The sequence below is a fragment of the Pseudomonas sp. NFACC42-2 genome, from assembly GCF_900116055.1.
Lineage (GTDB): Bacteria > Pseudomonadota > Gammaproteobacteria > Pseudomonadales > Pseudomonadaceae > Aquipseudomonas > Aquipseudomonas marginalis.
In genome coordinates this window covers 152,783-168,880 of the sequence record NZ_FOZO01000005.1, presented here as the reverse complement: position 1 = coordinate 168,880, position 16,098 = coordinate 152,783, and the positions used below count along the sequence as shown (strand labels likewise).

Annotated in this window: 16 protein-coding genes; 7 read left to right on the top strand and 9 right to left on the bottom strand. The window is 63.0% G+C overall.

The features are described 5' to 3' along the window. Positions 1–63: 63 nt before the first annotated feature. Positions 64–1,551, bottom strand: coding sequence for an aldehyde dehydrogenase family protein (locus tag BM416_RS13205; protein ID WP_092488342.1), 1,488 nt, complete (start codon positions 1,549–1,551; stop codon positions 64–66). A 263-nt stretch (positions 1,552–1,814) separates the two neighbouring features. On the opposite strand from BM416_RS13205, the gene BM416_RS13200 reads away from it, so the two are divergent. Together BM416_RS13200 and BM416_RS13195 are read left to right on the top strand one after the other, a co-directional pair. Next, positions 1,815–2,984 carry a p-hydroxyphenylacetate 3-hydroxylase oxygenase component gene (locus BM416_RS13200; RefSeq protein ID WP_092488341.1) on the top strand — a complete coding sequence of 390 codons (1,170 nt, stop codon included), beginning with the start codon at positions 1,815–1,817 and terminating at the stop codon, positions 2,982–2,984. A gap of 56 nt (positions 2,985–3,040) precedes the next feature. Further along, positions 3,041–3,973, top strand: coding sequence for a p-hydroxyphenylacetate 3-hydroxylase reductase component (locus BM416_RS13195; RefSeq protein WP_092488340.1), 933 nt, complete (start codon positions 3,041–3,043; stop codon positions 3,971–3,973). Positions 3,974–4,137: 164 nt separating this feature from the next. Here BM416_RS13195 and BM416_RS13190 read toward each other — a convergent pair whose 3' ends face one another. Then, positions 4,138–5,466 (bottom strand): alginate export family protein, encoded by a 1,329-nt coding sequence (locus tag BM416_RS13190; RefSeq protein ID WP_092488339.1) that lies wholly within the window; start codon positions 5,464–5,466, stop codon positions 4,138–4,140. Between the two features lie 291 nt (positions 5,467–5,757). Here BM416_RS13190 and BM416_RS13185 point away from each other — a divergent pair, with 291 nt between their 5' ends. The 4 genes from BM416_RS13185 (at position 5,758) to BM416_RS13170 (ending at position 9,546) form a co-directional block, all read left to right on the top strand. After that, positions 5,758–7,257, top strand: coding sequence for an APC family permease (locus BM416_RS13185; protein WP_092488338.1), 1,500 nt, complete (start codon positions 5,758–5,760; stop codon positions 7,255–7,257). Beyond that, positions 7,202–7,822, top strand: coding sequence for a DUF3156 family protein (locus BM416_RS13180; RefSeq protein ID WP_092488337.1), 621 nt, complete (start codon positions 7,202–7,204; stop codon positions 7,820–7,822). The genes BM416_RS13185 and BM416_RS13180 overlap by 56 nt, the downstream gene beginning before the upstream one ends. Positions 7,823–7,938: 116 nt before the next feature. Then, positions 7,939–8,901: a transcriptional regulator FeaR gene (gene feaR / locus BM416_RS13175; RefSeq protein ID WP_092488336.1), complete on the top strand. Its 963-nt coding sequence runs from the start codon at positions 7,939–7,941 to the stop codon at positions 8,899–8,901. Between the two features lie 15 nt (positions 8,902–8,916). Next, positions 8,917–9,546 carry a TetR/AcrR family transcriptional regulator gene (locus BM416_RS13170; RefSeq protein ID WP_092488335.1) on the top strand — a complete coding sequence of 210 codons (630 nt, stop codon included), beginning with the start codon at positions 8,917–8,919 and terminating at the stop codon, positions 9,544–9,546. Positions 9,547–9,569: 23 nt separating this feature from the next. Here BM416_RS13170 and BM416_RS13165 read toward each other — a convergent pair whose 3' ends face one another. From BM416_RS13165 to BM416_RS13140, 6 genes are all read right to left on the bottom strand, one after another. Then, a complete protein-coding gene (locus BM416_RS13165) occupies positions 9,570–10,340 on the bottom strand; it encodes an SDR family oxidoreductase (RefSeq protein WP_092488334.1) in 771 nt (256 codons plus the stop codon). After that, complete coding sequence (locus BM416_RS13160) at positions 10,333–11,133, bottom strand: SDR family NAD(P)-dependent oxidoreductase (protein ID WP_092488333.1); 801 nt, start codon at positions 11,131–11,133, stop codon at positions 10,333–10,335. The genes BM416_RS13165 and BM416_RS13160 overlap by 8 nt, the downstream gene beginning before the upstream one ends. Then, on the bottom strand, positions 11,126–11,947 hold the full coding sequence (locus tag BM416_RS13155; RefSeq protein ID WP_065923951.1) for a molybdenum cofactor biosynthesis F family protein: 822 nt from the start codon (positions 11,945–11,947) through the stop codon (positions 11,126–11,128). The genes BM416_RS13160 and BM416_RS13155 overlap by 8 nt, the downstream gene beginning before the upstream one ends. Before the next feature lie 85 nt (positions 11,948–12,032). Next, positions 12,033–12,692, bottom strand: coding sequence for a response regulator transcription factor (locus BM416_RS13150; protein WP_092488332.1), 660 nt, complete (start codon positions 12,690–12,692; stop codon positions 12,033–12,035). 57 nt (positions 12,693–12,749) lie between these two features. Next, positions 12,750–13,115 carry a cupin domain-containing protein gene (locus tag BM416_RS13145; RefSeq protein WP_092488331.1) on the bottom strand — a complete coding sequence of 122 codons (366 nt, stop codon included), beginning with the start codon at positions 13,113–13,115 and terminating at the stop codon, positions 12,750–12,752. A 31-nt stretch (positions 13,116–13,146) separates the two neighbouring features. After that, on the bottom strand, positions 13,147–14,445 hold the full coding sequence (locus BM416_RS13140; protein ID WP_027603486.1) for an NAD(P)/FAD-dependent oxidoreductase: 1,299 nt from the start codon (positions 14,443–14,445) through the stop codon (positions 13,147–13,149). 239 nt (positions 14,446–14,684) lie between these two features. Between BM416_RS13140 and hpaR the strand changes: the two genes are divergently transcribed. After that, positions 14,685–15,107 carry a homoprotocatechuate degradation operon regulator HpaR gene (hpaR, locus tag BM416_RS13135; RefSeq protein ID WP_027603487.1) on the top strand — a complete coding sequence of 141 codons (423 nt, stop codon included), beginning with the start codon at positions 14,685–14,687 and terminating at the stop codon, positions 15,105–15,107. 183 nt (positions 15,108–15,290) lie between these two features. On the opposite strand, the gene hpaI is transcribed toward hpaR, so the two are convergent. Next, the gene (hpaI, locus tag BM416_RS13130; RefSeq protein WP_092488330.1) at positions 15,291–16,094 is read right to left on the bottom strand and encodes a 4-hydroxy-2-oxoheptanedioate aldolase; all 804 of its coding nucleotides are present in this window, start codon (positions 16,092–16,094) and stop codon (positions 15,291–15,293) included. Between the last annotated feature and the right edge of the window lie 4 nt (positions 16,095–16,098).

Here is a 16,098-nt window from a genome sequence, read left to right as displayed (position 1 = left end):
GTTATGGCTGTTTTATTGGGCGATTATCGGACGATAACATGTCAATGGATCCAATGATTGGATTCAGTAGCGAATCATCACCGACTTCAACTCGGTGTAGTCCTCGATGAAGGCGCTGCCGAACTCCCGGCCTATCCCCGAGGACTTGTTGCCGCCAAACGGCACCGCCGGGTCAAGCATCGTGTGCATGTTCACCCACACCGTGCCGGCCTCGATGGCGGGCACCATGCGCAGGGCCTTGCCCAGGTCGTTGGTCCACAGGCTGGCGCTCAAGCCGTAGGGGGTGTTGTTCATCAAGGCCAGCAGTTCCTCTTCGCTATCGTACGGCAAGAATGTGGCAATGGGGCCGAAGGTCTCTTCGTTGAGCAGGGTGTCGTTGACGCCGTTGGCGAGGATGATCGTCGGCTCGACGTAACAGCCCGGACGGTCGATCAGGTTGCCACCGTGAATGATGCGGTTGTTTTCGGCACGGGCCTTGGCGAAGAACTCGCCGAGTTTGAGTTGGTGCTGGCGGTTGGTTACGGGGCCGAATTCGGTGCGCTCGTCCAGGGGCGAGCCGATGTTCAGCGTGCTCAGGCGCTGGGCCAGTTTGCCCATCACCGTTTCGATCTGCGAACGATGCACAAAGAAGCGTTCGGCGGCGGCGCAGATTTGCCCGGAGTGCAAAAAGCCTGCTTCGATGATGCCGTTGACGGCCTTGTCCAGGTCCACATCGGGCAGGAACCCGGCCGAGTTCTTGCCGCCCAGCTCAAGGGTGGCGCGGGTCAGCCCGGCGCCCATGGCACTCTGGCCCACCGCAATCCCGGTCGGCACGGAGCCGGTAAACGACACCTTGTCGGTGCCGGGGTGTTCGATCAGGCCTTTGCCGACGCTGCCGCCGCCGGTCAAGATGTTCAGCGCGCCGGCGGGAAGGCCGGCGGCAATCGCCAGTTCGGCGATGCGCAGGATGGTCAGCGGCGTGAACTCGCTGGGCTTGATGATGATGCTGCAACCGGTCACCAGCGCCGAGGCGAGTTTCCAGATGGCGATCATGGTCGAGAAATTCCACGGCACGATGCCGACCACCACTCCGACCGGCTCGCGCAGGGTGAACGCGGTGTAGCGCTCGCCGGCGAAGGAGGGCAACGATGGGGTAATGGTCTGGCCGCTGATCTTGGTGGCCCAGCCGGCGTAGTAACGCAGGAAGTGCGCGGCCTGGTCGACTTCGAAGGCGCGGGAAATCTGGATGATCTTGCCTGACTGGCAGGTTTCGATCTGTGCCAGTTCTTCGCGGTGTTGCTCCAGCAGGTCGGCCAGCTTGAGCAGTACATTGCCGCGCACCGCCGGTGCGACCTGCGACCACTGTTTGAAGCCGCGGCTCGCGGACGCCACGGCCGCGTCAATGTCGGCCGGGTCGGCGTCGGCGACATCGGCGATGACCTGGCCGGTGGCCGGGTTGATCACCTCCAACCGCTGGCTGGAATGGCTCTCGACGTAGCCACCGTCAATGAACAACCCATGGGTTCGACGGAGAAAGGCTTCAACCTGGGGCAGCAGTGGAATATCGCTCATGGGGTTTTTCCTGGTGGCAGAGATTGAAAAGCCCGAGGTTAATCCCAGTGGCCGGAACGGGCTTGACTGTGGCTGCCCAGTGGCATGTCTGTGGCTGCCAGCGCCTGTGCACGACGGATCAGCCTGAGCCTTTGAAAAGTACAATCTTGACTCTGGAAGGTGCATGTCCTGCCAGGAAGGCAAGCTCCATACTGGCCCTGCATCCGGCGCCACGCCTCGATTTACGGCGTTGCCCGGACATCCAATAATAAGCAGGGCCATCCATGAAAAAGCCAAACCCGCTCCTTGAAGACCTCAAGTCCATCCTGCCGACCATCGCCGCCAATGCCTTCGTGGCCGAGCAGGACCGCCAGGTGCCCGCCGAGAATATTGCGCTGCTCAAGAGCATCGGCATGCACCGTGTGTTTCAGCCGAAAGTGTTCGGCGGCATGGAGTTGTCGCTGCCGCAGTTTGCCGACTGCATCGCCTTGCTCGCCGGGGCCTGCGCCAGCACGGCCTGGGCCATGAGCCTGTTGTGTACCCACAGCCATCAATTGGCACTGTTCTCGGCCCAATTGCAGCAGGAGGTCTGGGGCGCTGACCCGGATGCCACGGCCAGCAGCAGCATCGCGCCGTTCGGGCGCACCGAGGAAGTCGAGGGCGGCGTGCTGTTCAGCGGAGAAATGGGTTGGAGCAGCGGCTGTGATCACGCCGAGTGGGCGATCGTGGGTTTCCGCCGCAACAACCCCCAGGGCACCCAGGATTACTGCTTCGCGGTGCTGCCGCGCAGTGACTACCAGATCCGCGATGACTGGTTTGCCGCCGGCATGAAGGGCAGCGGCACCAAGACCTTGATCATCGACAAGGCCTGGGTGCCGGAACACCGCATCCAGAAAGCCAAGGACATGATGGAAGGCAAGTCCGCCGGCTTTGGGCTGTACCCCCACAGCAGGATTTTCTACTCACCGTACCGGCCGTATTTTGCCAGTGGCTTTTCCACCGTCAGCCTGGGCGTCGCCGAGCGGATGCTCGAGGTGTTCCGCGAAAAGACCAGGACCCGCGTGCGCGCCTACACCGGCGCGGCAGTCGGGGCCGCGACCCCGGCGTTGATGCGCCTGGCCGAGTCGACGCACCAGGTGGCCGCCGCGCGCGCCTTCCTCGAGAAAACCTGGGACGAACACGCCGAACACAGTGAACAGCAGCGCTACCCAAGCCGCGAGACCCTGGCGTTCTGGCGCACCAACCAGGCCTACGCGACCAAGATGTGCATCCAGGCGGTGGACCGTCTGTTCGAAGCCGCCGGCGGCAACGCCTGGTTCGAGCACAACGAGATGCAGCGCCTGTTCCGCGACTCGCACATGACCGGCGCCCATGCCTACACCGACTACGACGTCTGTGCACAGATCCTCGGCCGCGAGTTGATGGGCCTGGAGCCCGATCCGAGCATGATCTGAAGCTGCTTTTGAAAACAACAATCAGGGCTGCGCCTGACGCAGCCCGGGAGTCTTGCATGTCTGAATCGACCTTCGACCCACGCGCCTTTCGCCGGGCCCTGGGCAACTTTGCCACGGGCGTGACCGTGGTCACCGCCGCCGACGCCTCCGGCCGCAAGGTGGGCGTTACCGCCAACAGCTTCAACTCGGTGTCCCTGGACCCACCGCTGGTGCTGTGGAGCATCGACAAACGCTCCAGCAGCCACGGGGTGTTCGAGGAGGCCAGCCACTTCGCGGTCAACGTGCTGGCGGCGGACCAGATCGACCTCTCGAACAATTTTGCCCGGCCCAAGGACGACCGCTTCGCCGAGATCGCCTATGCACCGGGGGAGGGCGGGGCGCCGGTGTTCGCCGATTGTGCGGCACGTTTTCACTGCGAGAAATACCAGCAGGTGGATGGCGGCGATCACTGGATCATGATCGGCAAGGTGGTGGCCTTCGACGATTTCGGGCGCTCGCCGCTGCTCTACCACCAGGGCGCCTACTCCATGGTCCTGCCCCACACGCGCATGACCAGGCGCGACGAAAGCCAACCGCCGAGCAGCCACTTCCAGGGGCGCCTGAGCCATAACCTGTATTACCTGATGACCCAGGCGGTTCGCGCTTACCAGTCCAGCTACCAGCCCCGGCAACTGTCCACCGGCCTGCGCACCAGCGAGGCGCGGATGCTGATGGTGCTGGAGAACGATGCCCGCCTGAGCGCTGGCGACCTGCTGCGGGAAGTGGCGATGCCGGTGCGGGAAATCGACGACGCCGTGGCCAACCTCAAGCGCAAGGGGCTGGTCGATGACGACGAGCACGGCGTGCGCCTGACCGCGGCGGGTATCGAACAGACCGAAGACCTCTGGGCCATTGCACGGGAACAGCAGGACAAGGTCTTCGCCGAGTTCAGCCAGGACCAGATCGACACCTTCAAGACGGTGTTGAAGGGACTGATCAGCCACTGCTGATTGCCTGAATCAAGGATCATCCCCCGTACCTGTGGTGAGGGAGACCGCACTGCTTCTTCGACGTAGCGCTGTCGCGTAGCAAACTGGGCCCTCTGTGGCGAGCGGGCTGCGCAGGACGCCTGCGGCCCGACGGGCGCAAGTGACTGCGCAGCACCTCAATGGCCTCAGAAAGGCACGGCCACGGTCAGCTGGCTGTAGAGGTTGGTGCCGTTGCCACCCACTTGGTTACCGCCGGTGTCGGCATCCTTCTTGGGTTGGTAGATGCCTACCAGCGGGCTGATGATCAGGTGGCTGTTGACTGCCCATTCCACATACAGGTCCAGCTCCCGGGCGTCGAGGTTCAGCGCATCGTGTTTGCGCAGGGTATTGAAGTCGAAGTACAGCGCGGCAATCGTCAGGTTTTCCAGCGGAGTCGCCTTGAGGCCGATGTGGTGAATACCGGTGTTGCTGTTGAATGGGCCGGCGTAATTGCCGGCGACTTCACCCTGGACCCAGGTACCGTAGCCGGTGCTGAGCCCGGTGAACAGCGGGTCCCATTTTTGCGAATAGCGCGTGTAGCGATAGGTCAGCTTCGGTGCCCAACTGACATCGGCGAAGGTGTAGCCGGCTTCACCGTACCAGGCTTTTTCCGGCCCGGTGTCTTTGTCCTGCCAGGCGTATTCGAAGGCGAAACTGGCGTTGTCGATGCCCGCACTGCCTTCGCCGCGCAGGCTGTAGGTATTGAGGCCGTCACGCTGCTTCTGGACGTCGTTGGCCCATTGGTCGGTGACGCCCATGCCGCGCACCCAGGTCAACCCCAGCGTACCGGCTGCGGCCGTGTAGTCGAGGGTGCCCGCCGCCAGTTCGGTTTCGGCCTGGGCGCGGTTGTCCGACTTGAGCCACAGCACCGAACCGTGCAGGCCCTCTTGCCCGCCCAGGCGCAGCACCGCCGTACGGTCGAAGGCGTGCCGTGCCCCGAGGTAGAAGCCGCCCCCGCGATTCAACGCGCCGTCAGCCGGACCCTTACCCAGGTTGGGACCGTCGTCGTTGATCAGGAAACCGCGGCCGAGCTTGACTACCTGGCGGCCCACGGAAACATCCACCCCGTCCTTGCCCAGTGCCGGGAACAGGTCGGCCGAGCGCCACCCGAGGTAGGCGTCTTCGATTTTCGTGGTGCGCTCCGACCCCACGGTGTTGCCGCCCGCATCGCCGTCGCCCCAGGTGCCCGAGCTGACCCAATTGAGCGCGCCATAGCCGCTGCCGTACCCGGCCAGGCCCTGGTCGCCGCTCACCCCGTACTTGATGAAACCCTCGCGCCAGGTCGAGCCGCCCGCTGTACCGTCGTAGTTGTGGCGGCTGTTGAACAGGCCGTACACCGCCAGGAAGTCCGCATTCAGGTGGGTGTCCTCGTCGGCATACAGCTCATACGCCCGGGCTGGCGAATGGCCGATCAACAGCGCGATACCCAGACCGACGGCCAAGGATTGCGTGCGTATTTTCAAGGTGTGCTCCATTGTTATAGTCCCCAGCTTGGTTAAGTCGAGGGCGCATTAAGATGACCCCAGGCGGAGGAAGTCTTTCACCTGCCTGCCACGTAATTGATCCTGCCCGCCAAGCCGTATGCCTTGGCAGGCAGCAACAAAAGCCACGGCAGACATGGGCAAGACGCTCGGTGCTCGGGAAGTGCACAGTGATTTTGCGCACGATGCCGTTTCGATCAGGGACTGGCTGGGGAGGGCTTTGTCGCCGGCTCCTTGAACGGCTCGATGCATCCACTCAGAAATCCGCTTTCGAGGATCCGCACCATGTCGATCAATGACCGGCTCACACAGCATTTGAAACGCGGCAGCGTCGGGTTTCCGACTGCGCTGGCCAGCACCATTGGCCTGATCATGGCCAGCCCGGTGATTCTCACCGCGACCATGGGCTTCGGTATCGGCGGCAGCGCCTTCGCGGTGGCCATGCTGATTGCGGCGGTGATGATGCTGGCCCAGGCGACCACCTTCGCCGAGGCCGCCTCGATCCTGCCGACCACCGGCTCGGTCTACGACTACATCAATTGCGGCATGGGCCGTTTCTTTGCGATCACCGGCACCCTGTCGGCGTACCTGATCGTGCACGTGTTCGCCGGCACGGCCGAGACGATTCTGTCCGGAGTCATGGCCCTGGTGAACTTCGAACACCTCAACACCCTGGCAGAGTCCGCCGGTGGCTCCTGGTTGCTGGGGGTGGGGTTTGTCGTGGTGTTCGGCATTCTCAATGCCTTTGGCGTCAGCGCCTTCGGCAGGGCCGAGATCATCCTGACCTTCGGCATGTGGACCACCCTGATGGTGTTCGGCGTGCTCGGCCTGATCGCCGCACCGGCGGTGCAACTGGAGGGCTGGTTCGGCGTGTCGCTGGTGGGTACCGACCTGGTCACCATTCTGTCGCTGGTGGGCATGGCCATGTTCATGTTCGTCGGTTGCGAGTTCGTCACGCCGTTGGCCCCGGACCTGCGCAACTCGGCCAAGGTCATGCCCAAGGCCATGATTTTCGGCTTGTTGAGCGTGGCGACCTGCATGTTCATCTATGGCGCGGCGATGAAGCGCCAGGTGGAAAACGTGGTGCTGGATGCCGCCACCGGCGTGCACCTGCTCGATACGCCCATGGCGATCCCGCGGTTCGCCGAGCAGGTCATGGGTGATATTGGCCCGCTGTGGCTGGGGATCGGCTTCCTGTTCGCCGGTGCCGCCACCATCAACACGCTGATGGCGGGCGTGCCGAGGATTCTCTACGGCATGGCGGTGGACGGCGCGTTGCCCAAGGTCTTCACTTATTTGCACCCGCGCTTCAAGACGCCGCTGCTGTGCATCCTGGTGGCGATGCTGATTCCGTGCCTGTATGCCCTGTGGTTGGGCGGCAACACCGACAACATCATGCACCTGGTGCTGGCGGCGGTGTGTGCGTGGAGTTTCTCTTACCTGCTGGTGACGCTGTCGGTGGTGATCCTGCGCATTCGTCGTCCGGACCTGCCACGGGCCTATCGTTCGCCGTTCTTCCCGGTGCCACAGATCCTTTCCAGCGTCGGCATCTTGCTGGGCATGTGGTTCATTACCCCGCCGGGCATGAACCCTGCGGACATTTATGTGCCGTTCGGGGTGATGCTCGGGATCACAGCTTCATACGCGCTGTTCTGGACACTGGTGGTACAGAAGGTCAATCCATTCAAGCCGGCTTCGGTAGAAGAAGTGCTGGCCAAGGAGTTTTCCCATGAGCCTGGCAACCCTCACAACCCTTATCTCGAGCAGGCTGCAAAAGCTGTCTGATCTGTTCAGCGCCCAACGGGCCCCGTCCGGTTACCGGCCTGGGGTCACGCTTGAGTACGTGCGGCGCAACCTCGGGCTGGCGAGTTTCACCTCGACGGGGCCAGCCCAGGCAAGGTTTTGCCTGGACGACATCGGCCTTCAGGTCGACGTGGCCGAGCGCACCGAAGCGCAATTGCTGATGCACCTGGTGATGACCGAATTCAGGTTCACGGTGCCCGCCTCAGAGCAGGGCAGTGCGCGCTTTGAACTGCACCACAGCGGGTCGATCCGACGCACGGGGCTGGCCTGCCGGCAACGGGCGGGCGCGCCGGATTTGCTGGCCAGGCTCCAGGCGGCCTTGAACGATGACTCCGACCTGCATCAAGCGTTGATGGGGCTGGACTTCAAGCGCCTGCACCTCGATTTGAGCGGGCAGCAATGGCAGGTACGGCTTGAACACATGGGCGGCAGCGAGGTGGTCAACCGCATGCCGGCGTTCCGGCGCTATATCCCCTTGAGCGGCGCGCAGCGTGCCGGGCTGCTCACGGTACTGGCGGGTTTGCAGCGGGTATTGGGCGCGCTCTGAGTCGAGGAATTGGCATCATTAGTGCTTCTACAGTCGGTATCACGGACTTGTTGCGCCTATATAGATAACATGTTAACTATTGGCCGACAAAAACAAGAAACCATTGTGGAGATGCCATGAGCACCTATCAGTCTGCGCACTATGGGTTGGAAACCTGGACTCGGGATCTGCGAGCGGCCTGCGGCCATTTCGACACGGAACTGGCCTTCAACCGCTCACTGTTCATCGGTGAAGTGTCCAAGCACTCCCGGGGCGGCCTGTCACTGGCCAACCTGCGCACCAACGCCGGCCTGATCAAACGCGAGCGACCCAATGCCGATCACGATATGGACCAGCATTGCTTCCTGGTCAGCCAGCGCAGTGGCTATTGCCAGATCACCCAGAACGGCCAGGTCATTCAATTGGCCCCCGGCGATATGCTGCTGATGGACTCCACGGGTTCGATCGAGATCAGCCCTTTTGGCCTTATCGAACATGCCTCGCTGTCACTCTCGCGCAATGAAGTGTGCAAGCAGCTGGGCAGCGCCTCGAAAACCTTCGGCAAGATCTCTTCGAGCAAGGCCTGCGGGCGCATGCTCCACGTGTTGATGGACCAGCTGTGCCGCGAGGGCCTGGAGGGTCAGGATTCGATTGAAGAGGCCGAGGCGCTGCAAGCGGCGTTTGTTTCGCTGCTCGGGTCAGCCTTTGAACTGCATGACGCCCCAGGCGACAGCGCCACATCCTTGCACGGCAGTAACCTGCGCAGTTATGTACAGAAAGTCATCGATGAGTCCCTGACCCAACCCGGCCTGAGCCCGGTGGGCCTGGCCAGTCGCTTGAACATCTCGGTGCGGCATTTGTACCGCTTGTTTGAAGAACAGGACGACAGCGTCTGCCGCTACATCCAGCGTGCGCGGCTCAAACGCAGCGCGGACGACTTGACCAACCCGTTCCTCAAGAGCGAGTCGATCACCTCGATTGCCTACAAGTGGGGTTTCACCGATTCCGCGCACTTCAGCCGCTCGTTCAAGAAGCAATTCGAGCTGTCGCCCAAGGATTTTCGTTCCACTCATCTGCAGCAAGCGGCCGGTGCGGCATAGGGTATCGATGGATCAATGAAACCGCTCACCCTGTCGGCCCATAACATTTGCGCAGTCGCGGTCGAACACTTTGCCGCTTACGGCTACGACGCTTCATCGCTGAACGAAATCGCGGTCGGGGCGGGCATGCGCAAGGCCTCGCTGTACGCGCACTTTGTCAGCAAGGACGCGCTGTTTCAGACGGTCTTCGAGATTGCCCTGGCCCATGAGCATCAGTACATCGCGCAGTGCTTCAAGGAAGAGACCGTCCACCCCGGCGTGCCAGGGCAATTGCACCTTGAACGGTTGAGCGGGCGCTATGCAGGGTCGGCGCACCTGCGCTTTCTGTTGCGCACGGCCTACTTTCCGCCGGCGGATATTCGCAGCGTGATTACGGCAGGATTTGAGGGCTACCTGGCGAGCATTCGCGAGGATTTCCAGCGTGCCGCGCAAGGGCGGTACAGGATGGTACGACCTGAGGCGCTTGAGGTGTTTTGTGACGCTTACCTGGGTATCGTCGACAGCCTGCATGTGGAGCTGATCTATTCGACGCCCCAGGGTTACGTCAAGCGGCTTGCGGCGTTGTCGCGGGTGTTCAGTGATTCACTGTCGCTGCTTGAAGGGGCGAGCGCTATTCAGCGGATACACCGCCCCTCCCAGATTTGATCCGGTTTACATCCCGACAGAGGTCATTTCACCTCAGGCAGCGTCGAGCCGCCGTCCACCACGATGGTCTGCCCGGTGATGTAGGTCGCCAGGTCGGAGGCCAGGAACAGCATGGCCCCGGCAATATCCTGAGCGGCACCGAGGCGTCCCAGGGGCACGCGGCTGGCGATGTCGGCATTGACCTGGCTGTCGCCCAGGTTATCCATGGCCGGCGTGGCAATCATCCCTGGCTCGACGCCGTTGACGCGCACCTGGTAAGGCGCCAGCTCCAGCGCGGCATTGCGGATAAAACCGTTGACCCCGGCCTTGGACGCCGCATAGTGGCTGAGCCCCGCGTAGGCAACCCGTGGCCCGGTGACCGATGAGGTGACCAGCACGCAGCCACCGCCCTGCCGTTGAAACATCGGCAAGGCGGCCTGGGTCAGCCAGAACAGGGCCGAGAGGTTGACCGCCAGCGTGCGTTCAAGCATGGCCGGGGTGATCTGGGCGAACGCTGTCAACGGAAAGTAGCCGGCGTTGTGCACCAGGATATCCAGGCGGCCCCAGGCCAGCTCTATGCCCTTGATCCCTTCGAACACCGCCGTCGCCTCGGCCAGGTCCAGCGCGATGGCCTCGACCCGGCAGCCGCGCGCACGCAAGCCCTCGGCCAATGCCTGGGCTTGTGCCAGGCGCAGGTCGGCGATCATGACGCGGGCGCCACGCCAGGCGAACGCCTCGACGATGGCCTGGCCGATACCCTGGGCGCCGCCGGTGACCAGCACGGTCTTGCCGCTGAAATCCAAGTCTTCAGGCATGTGCACGCTCCATATGGGCGTAAGCCAGCGTGGGTACATCGACAATGCTCGAACCGCCATCGGCGACCACGCTGGCGCCGGTGATGATCGCGGCATCCGGGCTGGCCAGGAAGCGGCATACCTTGGCGATTTCCTCGGCGCTGGCGGGGCGCCGCAACGGCACGTCGGCGCATACGCGCGCATAGGCTTGCGGCAGGGTGTCGCCATGGAAGCTCATCAACGGCTGCATTTCCTCGTCGGCCATGGGCGTGGTAACCCAGCCGGGACACACCGCGTTCACGCGCACGCCACGTGGCCCGTAATCCCGTGCCAGGGAGCGATTGAGCCCGAGCAGCGCATGCTTGGCGGTGGTGTAGCCGCATACTTCGGGTCCGGCGGCCAGCGAGGCGATGGAACCGAGCAGCACGATATTGCCGGCGCTTTCGATCAGCAGCGGCAGGCAGGCGCGAGCGCTGTAGAACGCGCTGTCCAGATTGCTGCGCAAGGCCGCCTCCCAGGTGTGTGGGCTGGTCTGGGTGGCGCTGCCCACGCCATGCCCGCCGGCGCAGGCCAGCAGCACATCGAGGCGGCCGTAGCGCTGACCGATCTGTGCAACGAAACCCTCCCAGGTGGCCGGGCAGGCCGCATCGCCGACCAGCACCAGGCCGCCGGTGTCCTGTGCAACCTGCTCCAGCGGCTCGCGGCGACGGCCGATGAGCACCAGGTTGGCGCCTTCGGCGGCGTACAAGCGCGCGCAGGCGGCACCGATGCCCGTGCCGGCACCGGTGATGACAACGGTACGTGGATCAGGCATCGGGATACTCCGTGCGGTTGAGCACTTGGCAGTAGGAGCTGACTGGAAAGTTCGACAGCTCATCGAACGACGCGCCGGCATAGCCGAAGATCTTGCCGTCGCTGCGGTGCTGTTGCAGGTCGATCAGCACCAGGCCGAGGGTCGGGATGATCTTTTCGCGCCAGACGAACAGGTACAGCTGATCGGCGATCTTGTAGTAGTGGCAGCGGTCGGTATCGCACAGGCCTTGCTCCACGCCCTTGAGGCATTGCCAGGCATAGAACTGATCGTTCAGGTAGATGTGCTCGTAGACTTCGCTGGGGCTGTAGCGATACAGGTTGCGCAGGCCGGTCAGTTCCTGGGTGGGCGCGTGGGGGCATTGGCCCGGCTGCCAGGGTTGATCCAGGCTGCCGTGCAGGAAGTCCACGTCCACCGAGGTCAGGGCCTTGCCGGCCAGGGCGCGGCTGTAGAGGCCTTGCTCGGTTTGTTCGCGGTCCGGCATGCGCCCGATCACGGCGGTGAACGACGATGTGGTGGTGTCCAGCACCAGGCTGATGGACCAAGCCTGGCCGGCTTCATGCTTGATGAAGTCGACCAGGTACAGGCCCGGGCGGACCGAGGTGGCGCGGTAGGCGGCCGAACCGCTGGAGTGACCGTCGGCGGCGTGCCAGTGCAACTGCTCGGTGTCGAAGCGATGCTCGATCTGCCAGCCGTTGGCGAAGTGCAGGGTGAAGGCCTTGCCGTTGAGGTCGGCAAGGTTGGGCAGGATAAACGCGTCGGGGGCAAAACCGTCGGCGAGGGCGCCTACGGTGATCCAGTCGGATGAAGTGGTCATTGCATGGCTCCGGTTGAGGGAATGGACACCCCGGATCATGCGGTTGGCAACCTGGCGCGCCTATCAACCAAAGGGTTGAGGCGGCTTACAGAAACAGCGCGGCGACCAGTTCGGTACGGCTGCTGACACCCATCTTGCGGAACAGGTGGATCAGGTGGGTCTTGATGGTGGGCAGGCCGACATCCAGCTCCAGGGCCAGTTGCTTGTTGCTCGCGCCCTGGCGTAATAACCAGGCAATCTCGCGCTCTTTGGGCGTGAGCCCGGCCAGCGCATCGTCGCAGGGCTGCATATTGGCCACGGCCATTTGCAGCAATGCCTGCAAGGCATTGAGCTGAGCCAGTTGGTCGGGGGTAAACACCCCTTGCTCCGCCGTGCGCAGCAAGGAGATGGCCGCCTGGGGCTGGTCGGCGCGATGGGCGACGATCTCCACCACATCGACCACACCGTAGCGCTGCAGGAAGTCTTGATAGCGGCGGCTGTCACGCAGGGGCTGGCGGGCCATGGCGAACCCCAGCGGCACCACCGCCAGCCCGCTGGACAGGCAATTGCGCGGTTGCAACGGGTCGAATTGGCGGTAGTTGTCGAGGTAGTCGCGGTGCATCTCACCGCTCATGCCTTGCAGCCTGAAATCACGGGCCTGCAACTGGCGGTCGACACAATAGAACGCTGCCTGGCTGGCGGGCACCAGTTGAGTGAAAGCCTGCAGGCAATGGCCGGCGACTTCCTGAGCGGGGATGGCGTGCATGGTCAGTCACCTGCGCCGGAACAAACGCTGCCGGCCGAAGCCGGCAGAGGGGAGCGATCAGACTACCGCGAAATAGTGCTTCACAAAACTCTCGCTCACCACCTCCCACAGCACCGGCGTGCCCTTGGTCACGAACCAGCTGTCGCCGGCCTTGTAACGGGTGCTCTGGCCAGTACTTTCGTCGGTCAGCACCACTTCGCCGGTGACCACCGTGGCTTGTTCGACGAACGGGTAGACCATGCGGAACTTGCCTTGGGTGGTGCCGAAATAGGCGCTGCTGACGGCGTCGGTCGGGGCGCCGAAGGTCATTTTGCCAAAGGCTTTGACTTCGCCCTCGAGGATCTCGGAGCCGAGGTCGGCAACGGTGCCCCAGGCATCGAGGTCCGATAGTTGGATGTCTTTCTTCAGGGGGGTAACGGGCATGGCAGTTCTCCTGTGAATGAAACAGTGGGGCTCAACGGCGACCGTTGAAGTAGCCCGAAAGTTGATGAAGGCTTTTGCCGGCCGTGAGCAGCAGCGGGCGGATATGGTCCTTGCCCAGGATCTGCGCATGCTTGACCGCGCTGATCAGGTCGTAGCGCGACGAGCCTTCGCTCATGCCCTCGGCCAGGACCTTGCAGATGATGTGGCTGGGCGTGACCCCGAAGCCGGCGTAGCCCTGCACATAAAAGGCATTCGGACGCCCGCTGAGCGTGCCGATCTGCGGGAACAGGTTGGCCCCGGTCGCCATCGGCCCGCCCCACGCCAGGTCGATCTTCACGTCCTTGAGGTAGGGGAAAATCTTCAGCATCAGGTTGCGGTTCCAGGCCTTGAGGTCCAGCGGGATGTGCTCGACGAAAGGCGTGGCGGCACCGAACAGCAAGCGGTTTTCGTTGGTGACCCGGTAGTAGTCGATCACCGGGCGGATATCGCTGTAGGCGCCGCGTATCGGGCTGATGCGGTTGATCAGCTCGTCGGATAGCGGTTCGGTCATCAACTGGAAGGCGTAGGTATTGACGGTGGTCTTGTGCAGTTCCGGTTCCAGCTTGTTGAGAAAACTGTCGCAGGCCCACAGCAACTTGGAGGCTTTGACCGAGCCTCGGCCGGTGCGCACGGTGATGCGTTCGCCATAACTGACTTCCAGGGCCGGGCTGTGCTCAAAGATGCGCACGCCGTGGCCGGCCAGGGCCTTGGCTTCGCCCAGCAGCAGGTTCAGCGAGTGCACATGCCCGCCGCCCATGTGCAGCAGCGCGCTGGTATAGGCGTCGGAACCAATGATCTGCTTGACCTCGGAGCCCGCCATAAAGCGGATTTCGTCCTTGGTGTTGATCGACTTGAAGTCCTTCTCCCAGGCGCGCAGGGTTTTTTCCTGGCGGGCGTTGAAGCCCATGTAGCCGTAGCCGTGGCAGAAGTCGGCGTCGATCGCGTACTTGGCGATGCGATCCTTGATGATGCCGGCGCCCAGCTCGCTGATTTCAAAGATCTGGCGCAGGCCTTCGTCGCCGACCTGGTTCTTGATTTTCTCCAGGTCATGGCCGATCCCCGCCATGATCTGCCCGCCATTGCGACCCGTGCCGCCGAAACCCAGGTAGCGCGCTTCGAGCACCACAATGTTGGTGATGCCTTTTTCGGCGAGTTCCAGTGCGGTGTTGATGCCGGAGAAACCGCCGCCAATCACCACCACATCGGCTTCCACGTCCTGTTCGAGGGTGGGGAAGCTGAGGTTGTATTTCTTGGTTGCCGAGTAGTAGGTCGGCGTTTCGATATTGATCATGGCGCAGCCTGGAAAAGTGAAGGGAAACTCACTGCAGAGCCGACACGAAGCTCTGTGCCTGTTGGGGTGTATTAAGTGCCTTCCGAGCGGTAGGTGTCTTGATTCTGTGTGCCGCCGCTCTTGACCGTGGCTGCCAATCATCAACCCTGAATCCGGCCGCGCGGTAAAGCCGCACACGGGCAACAATCGCCAATGCTAGAATGTTGTTAATCTGTTAACCAATTGCGACGCCGCCATCCATGTCCAAACCGCGCCAATCCCTGACCCTCACTTTGCTCCATGCGCGTGAAGCCGCCATGGGGTTTTTTCGCCCTTCGCTCAATCAACACGGGCTGACCGAGCAGCAATGGCGGGTCATTCGGATTCTCAGCCAGCATGAGGAGCTTGAGATCAACCGCCTGGCCGAGCTGGCGTGCATTCTCAAGCCGAGCATGACCGGGGTGCTGGTGCGCATGGAAGCGGCAGGCATGGTTGAGCGGCGCAAGGCGCAACAGGACCAACGTCGCGTGCTGGTGCGGCTGGCCGAGAAGGGCCAAGCCTGTTTCGACTCCATGAGCCAGAGCATGGAAGCCAATTACCAGCGCTTGCAGGCGGGGTTTGGCGAAGAGAAGTTGCAGACCTTGCTGACCTTGCTCAACGAACTGAAAACCCTCAAGCGCTAGTTAAACTACCCCCCGTAGATACCGTCTTATCCAACACCGCGCAAATCCTACGAATGCCAACCCCCCACCAAGGTCTCCCCCCGTAGCAGCTGCCGAGCGCAAGCGAGGCTGCGTCAGGCGCGCTGCCGATTCAAGCTCGAGTCGCGGCCGACGCAGCCTCGCTTGCGCTCGGCAGCTGCTACGTCAGTAGACGCCGCCGGCCGTGACGGCAGGCGCCGATGAGTCCTTGAAGGCCGCCGCCAGGCTTTGCAGCCCGCGCATCAGCACCGTGGTGTCGACGCCCACCGCCACGAACGCCGCGCCCAGTTCGATGTAGCGCCGCGCCAGTGCCTGGTCGGCGCTGAGAATGCCGGCGGCTTTGCCGGCGCTGCGGATGCGCGCGATGGCGTCTTCGATTGCCGCCTGCACCTCGGGGTGGCCGGGGTTGCCGCGATGGCCCATCGACGCGCTCAGGTCCGCCGGCCCGATAAACACCCCGTCGACGCCTTCCACCGCCGCAATCGCCTCCAGGTTGGCCAGGCCCTCGCGGTTTTCGATCTGCAGCAGCAGGCACATCTGCTCGTCGGCTTTGTCGAGGTAGCCGGCAATGCTGTTCCAGCGTGAAGCCCTGGCCAGCGCGCTGCCGACACCACGCACGCCGTGGGGTGGATAGTGGATGGCTCTCACCAGTTCCCGCGCCTGTTCTGCGCTCTCCACCATGGGCACCAGCAAGGTCTGTACGCCAATGTCGAGCACTTGCTTGATCAACGCGGTGTCGCCGATCACCGGGCGAATCACCGGCTGGCTGGGGTAGGGCGCCACGGCCTGGAGCTGGCCGAGCAGGCCGCGCAGGTCGTTGGGCGCATGTTCGCCGTCGATCAGCAGCCAATCGAAACCGGCGTTGGCGGCCAGTTCCGCGCAATAGGCATCGGCCAGGCCCAGCCACAGGCCGATCTGGGTTTCACCGCTGCGCAGGCGATGTTTGAAGGTGTTGACAGGCATGTCCATGAGC

What these genes read in the sequence shown, in the direction of transcription:
- BM416_RS13145 (WP_092488331.1), bottom strand. Translation starts at nt 13,115, where the DNA reads ATGCCCGTTACCCCCCTGAAGAAAGACATCCAACTATCGGACCTCGAT.
- BM416_RS13140 (WP_027603486.1), bottom strand. Translation starts at nt 14,445, where the DNA reads ATGATCAATATCGAAACGCCGACCTACTACTCGGCAACCAAGAAATAC.
- BM416_RS13205 (WP_092488342.1), bottom strand. Translation starts at nt 1,551, where the DNA reads ATGAGCGATATTCCACTGCTGCCCCAGGTTGAAGCCTTTCTCCGTCGA.
- BM416_RS13150 (WP_092488332.1), bottom strand. Translation starts at nt 12,692, where the DNA reads ATGCACGCCATCCCCGCTCAGGAAGTCGCCGGCCATTGCCTGCAGGCT.
- BM416_RS13160 (WP_092488333.1), bottom strand. Translation starts at nt 11,133, where the DNA reads ATGCCTGATCCACGTACCGTTGTCATCACCGGTGCCGGCACGGGCATC.
- hpaI (WP_092488330.1), bottom strand. Translation starts at nt 16,094, where the DNA reads ATGGACATGCCTGTCAACACCTTCAAACATCGCCTGCGCAGCGGTGAA.
- BM416_RS13185 (WP_092488338.1), top strand. Translation starts at nt 5,758, where the DNA reads ATGTCGATCAATGACCGGCTCACACAGCATTTGAAACGCGGCAGCGTC.
- BM416_RS13170 (WP_092488335.1), top strand. Translation starts at nt 8,917, where the DNA reads ATGAAACCGCTCACCCTGTCGGCCCATAACATTTGCGCAGTCGCGGTC.
- hpaR (WP_027603487.1), top strand. Translation starts at nt 14,685, where the DNA reads ATGTCCAAACCGCGCCAATCCCTGACCCTCACTTTGCTCCATGCGCGT.
- feaR (WP_092488336.1), top strand. Translation starts at nt 7,939, where the DNA reads ATGAGCACCTATCAGTCTGCGCACTATGGGTTGGAAACCTGGACTCGG.
- BM416_RS13165 (WP_092488334.1), bottom strand. Translation starts at nt 10,340, where the DNA reads ATGCCTGAAGACTTGGATTTCAGCGGCAAGACCGTGCTGGTCACCGGC.
- BM416_RS13195 (WP_092488340.1), top strand. Translation starts at nt 3,041, where the DNA reads ATGTCTGAATCGACCTTCGACCCACGCGCCTTTCGCCGGGCCCTGGGC.
- BM416_RS13155 (WP_065923951.1), bottom strand. Translation starts at nt 11,947, where the DNA reads ATGACCACTTCATCCGACTGGATCACCGTAGGCGCCCTCGCCGACGGT.
- BM416_RS13190 (WP_092488339.1), bottom strand. Translation starts at nt 5,466, where the DNA reads ATGGAGCACACCTTGAAAATACGCACGCAATCCTTGGCCGTCGGTCTG.
- BM416_RS13180 (WP_092488337.1), top strand. Translation starts at nt 7,202, where the DNA reads ATGAGCCTGGCAACCCTCACAACCCTTATCTCGAGCAGGCTGCAAAAG.
- BM416_RS13200 (WP_092488341.1), top strand. Translation starts at nt 1,815, where the DNA reads ATGAAAAAGCCAAACCCGCTCCTTGAAGACCTCAAGTCCATCCTGCCG.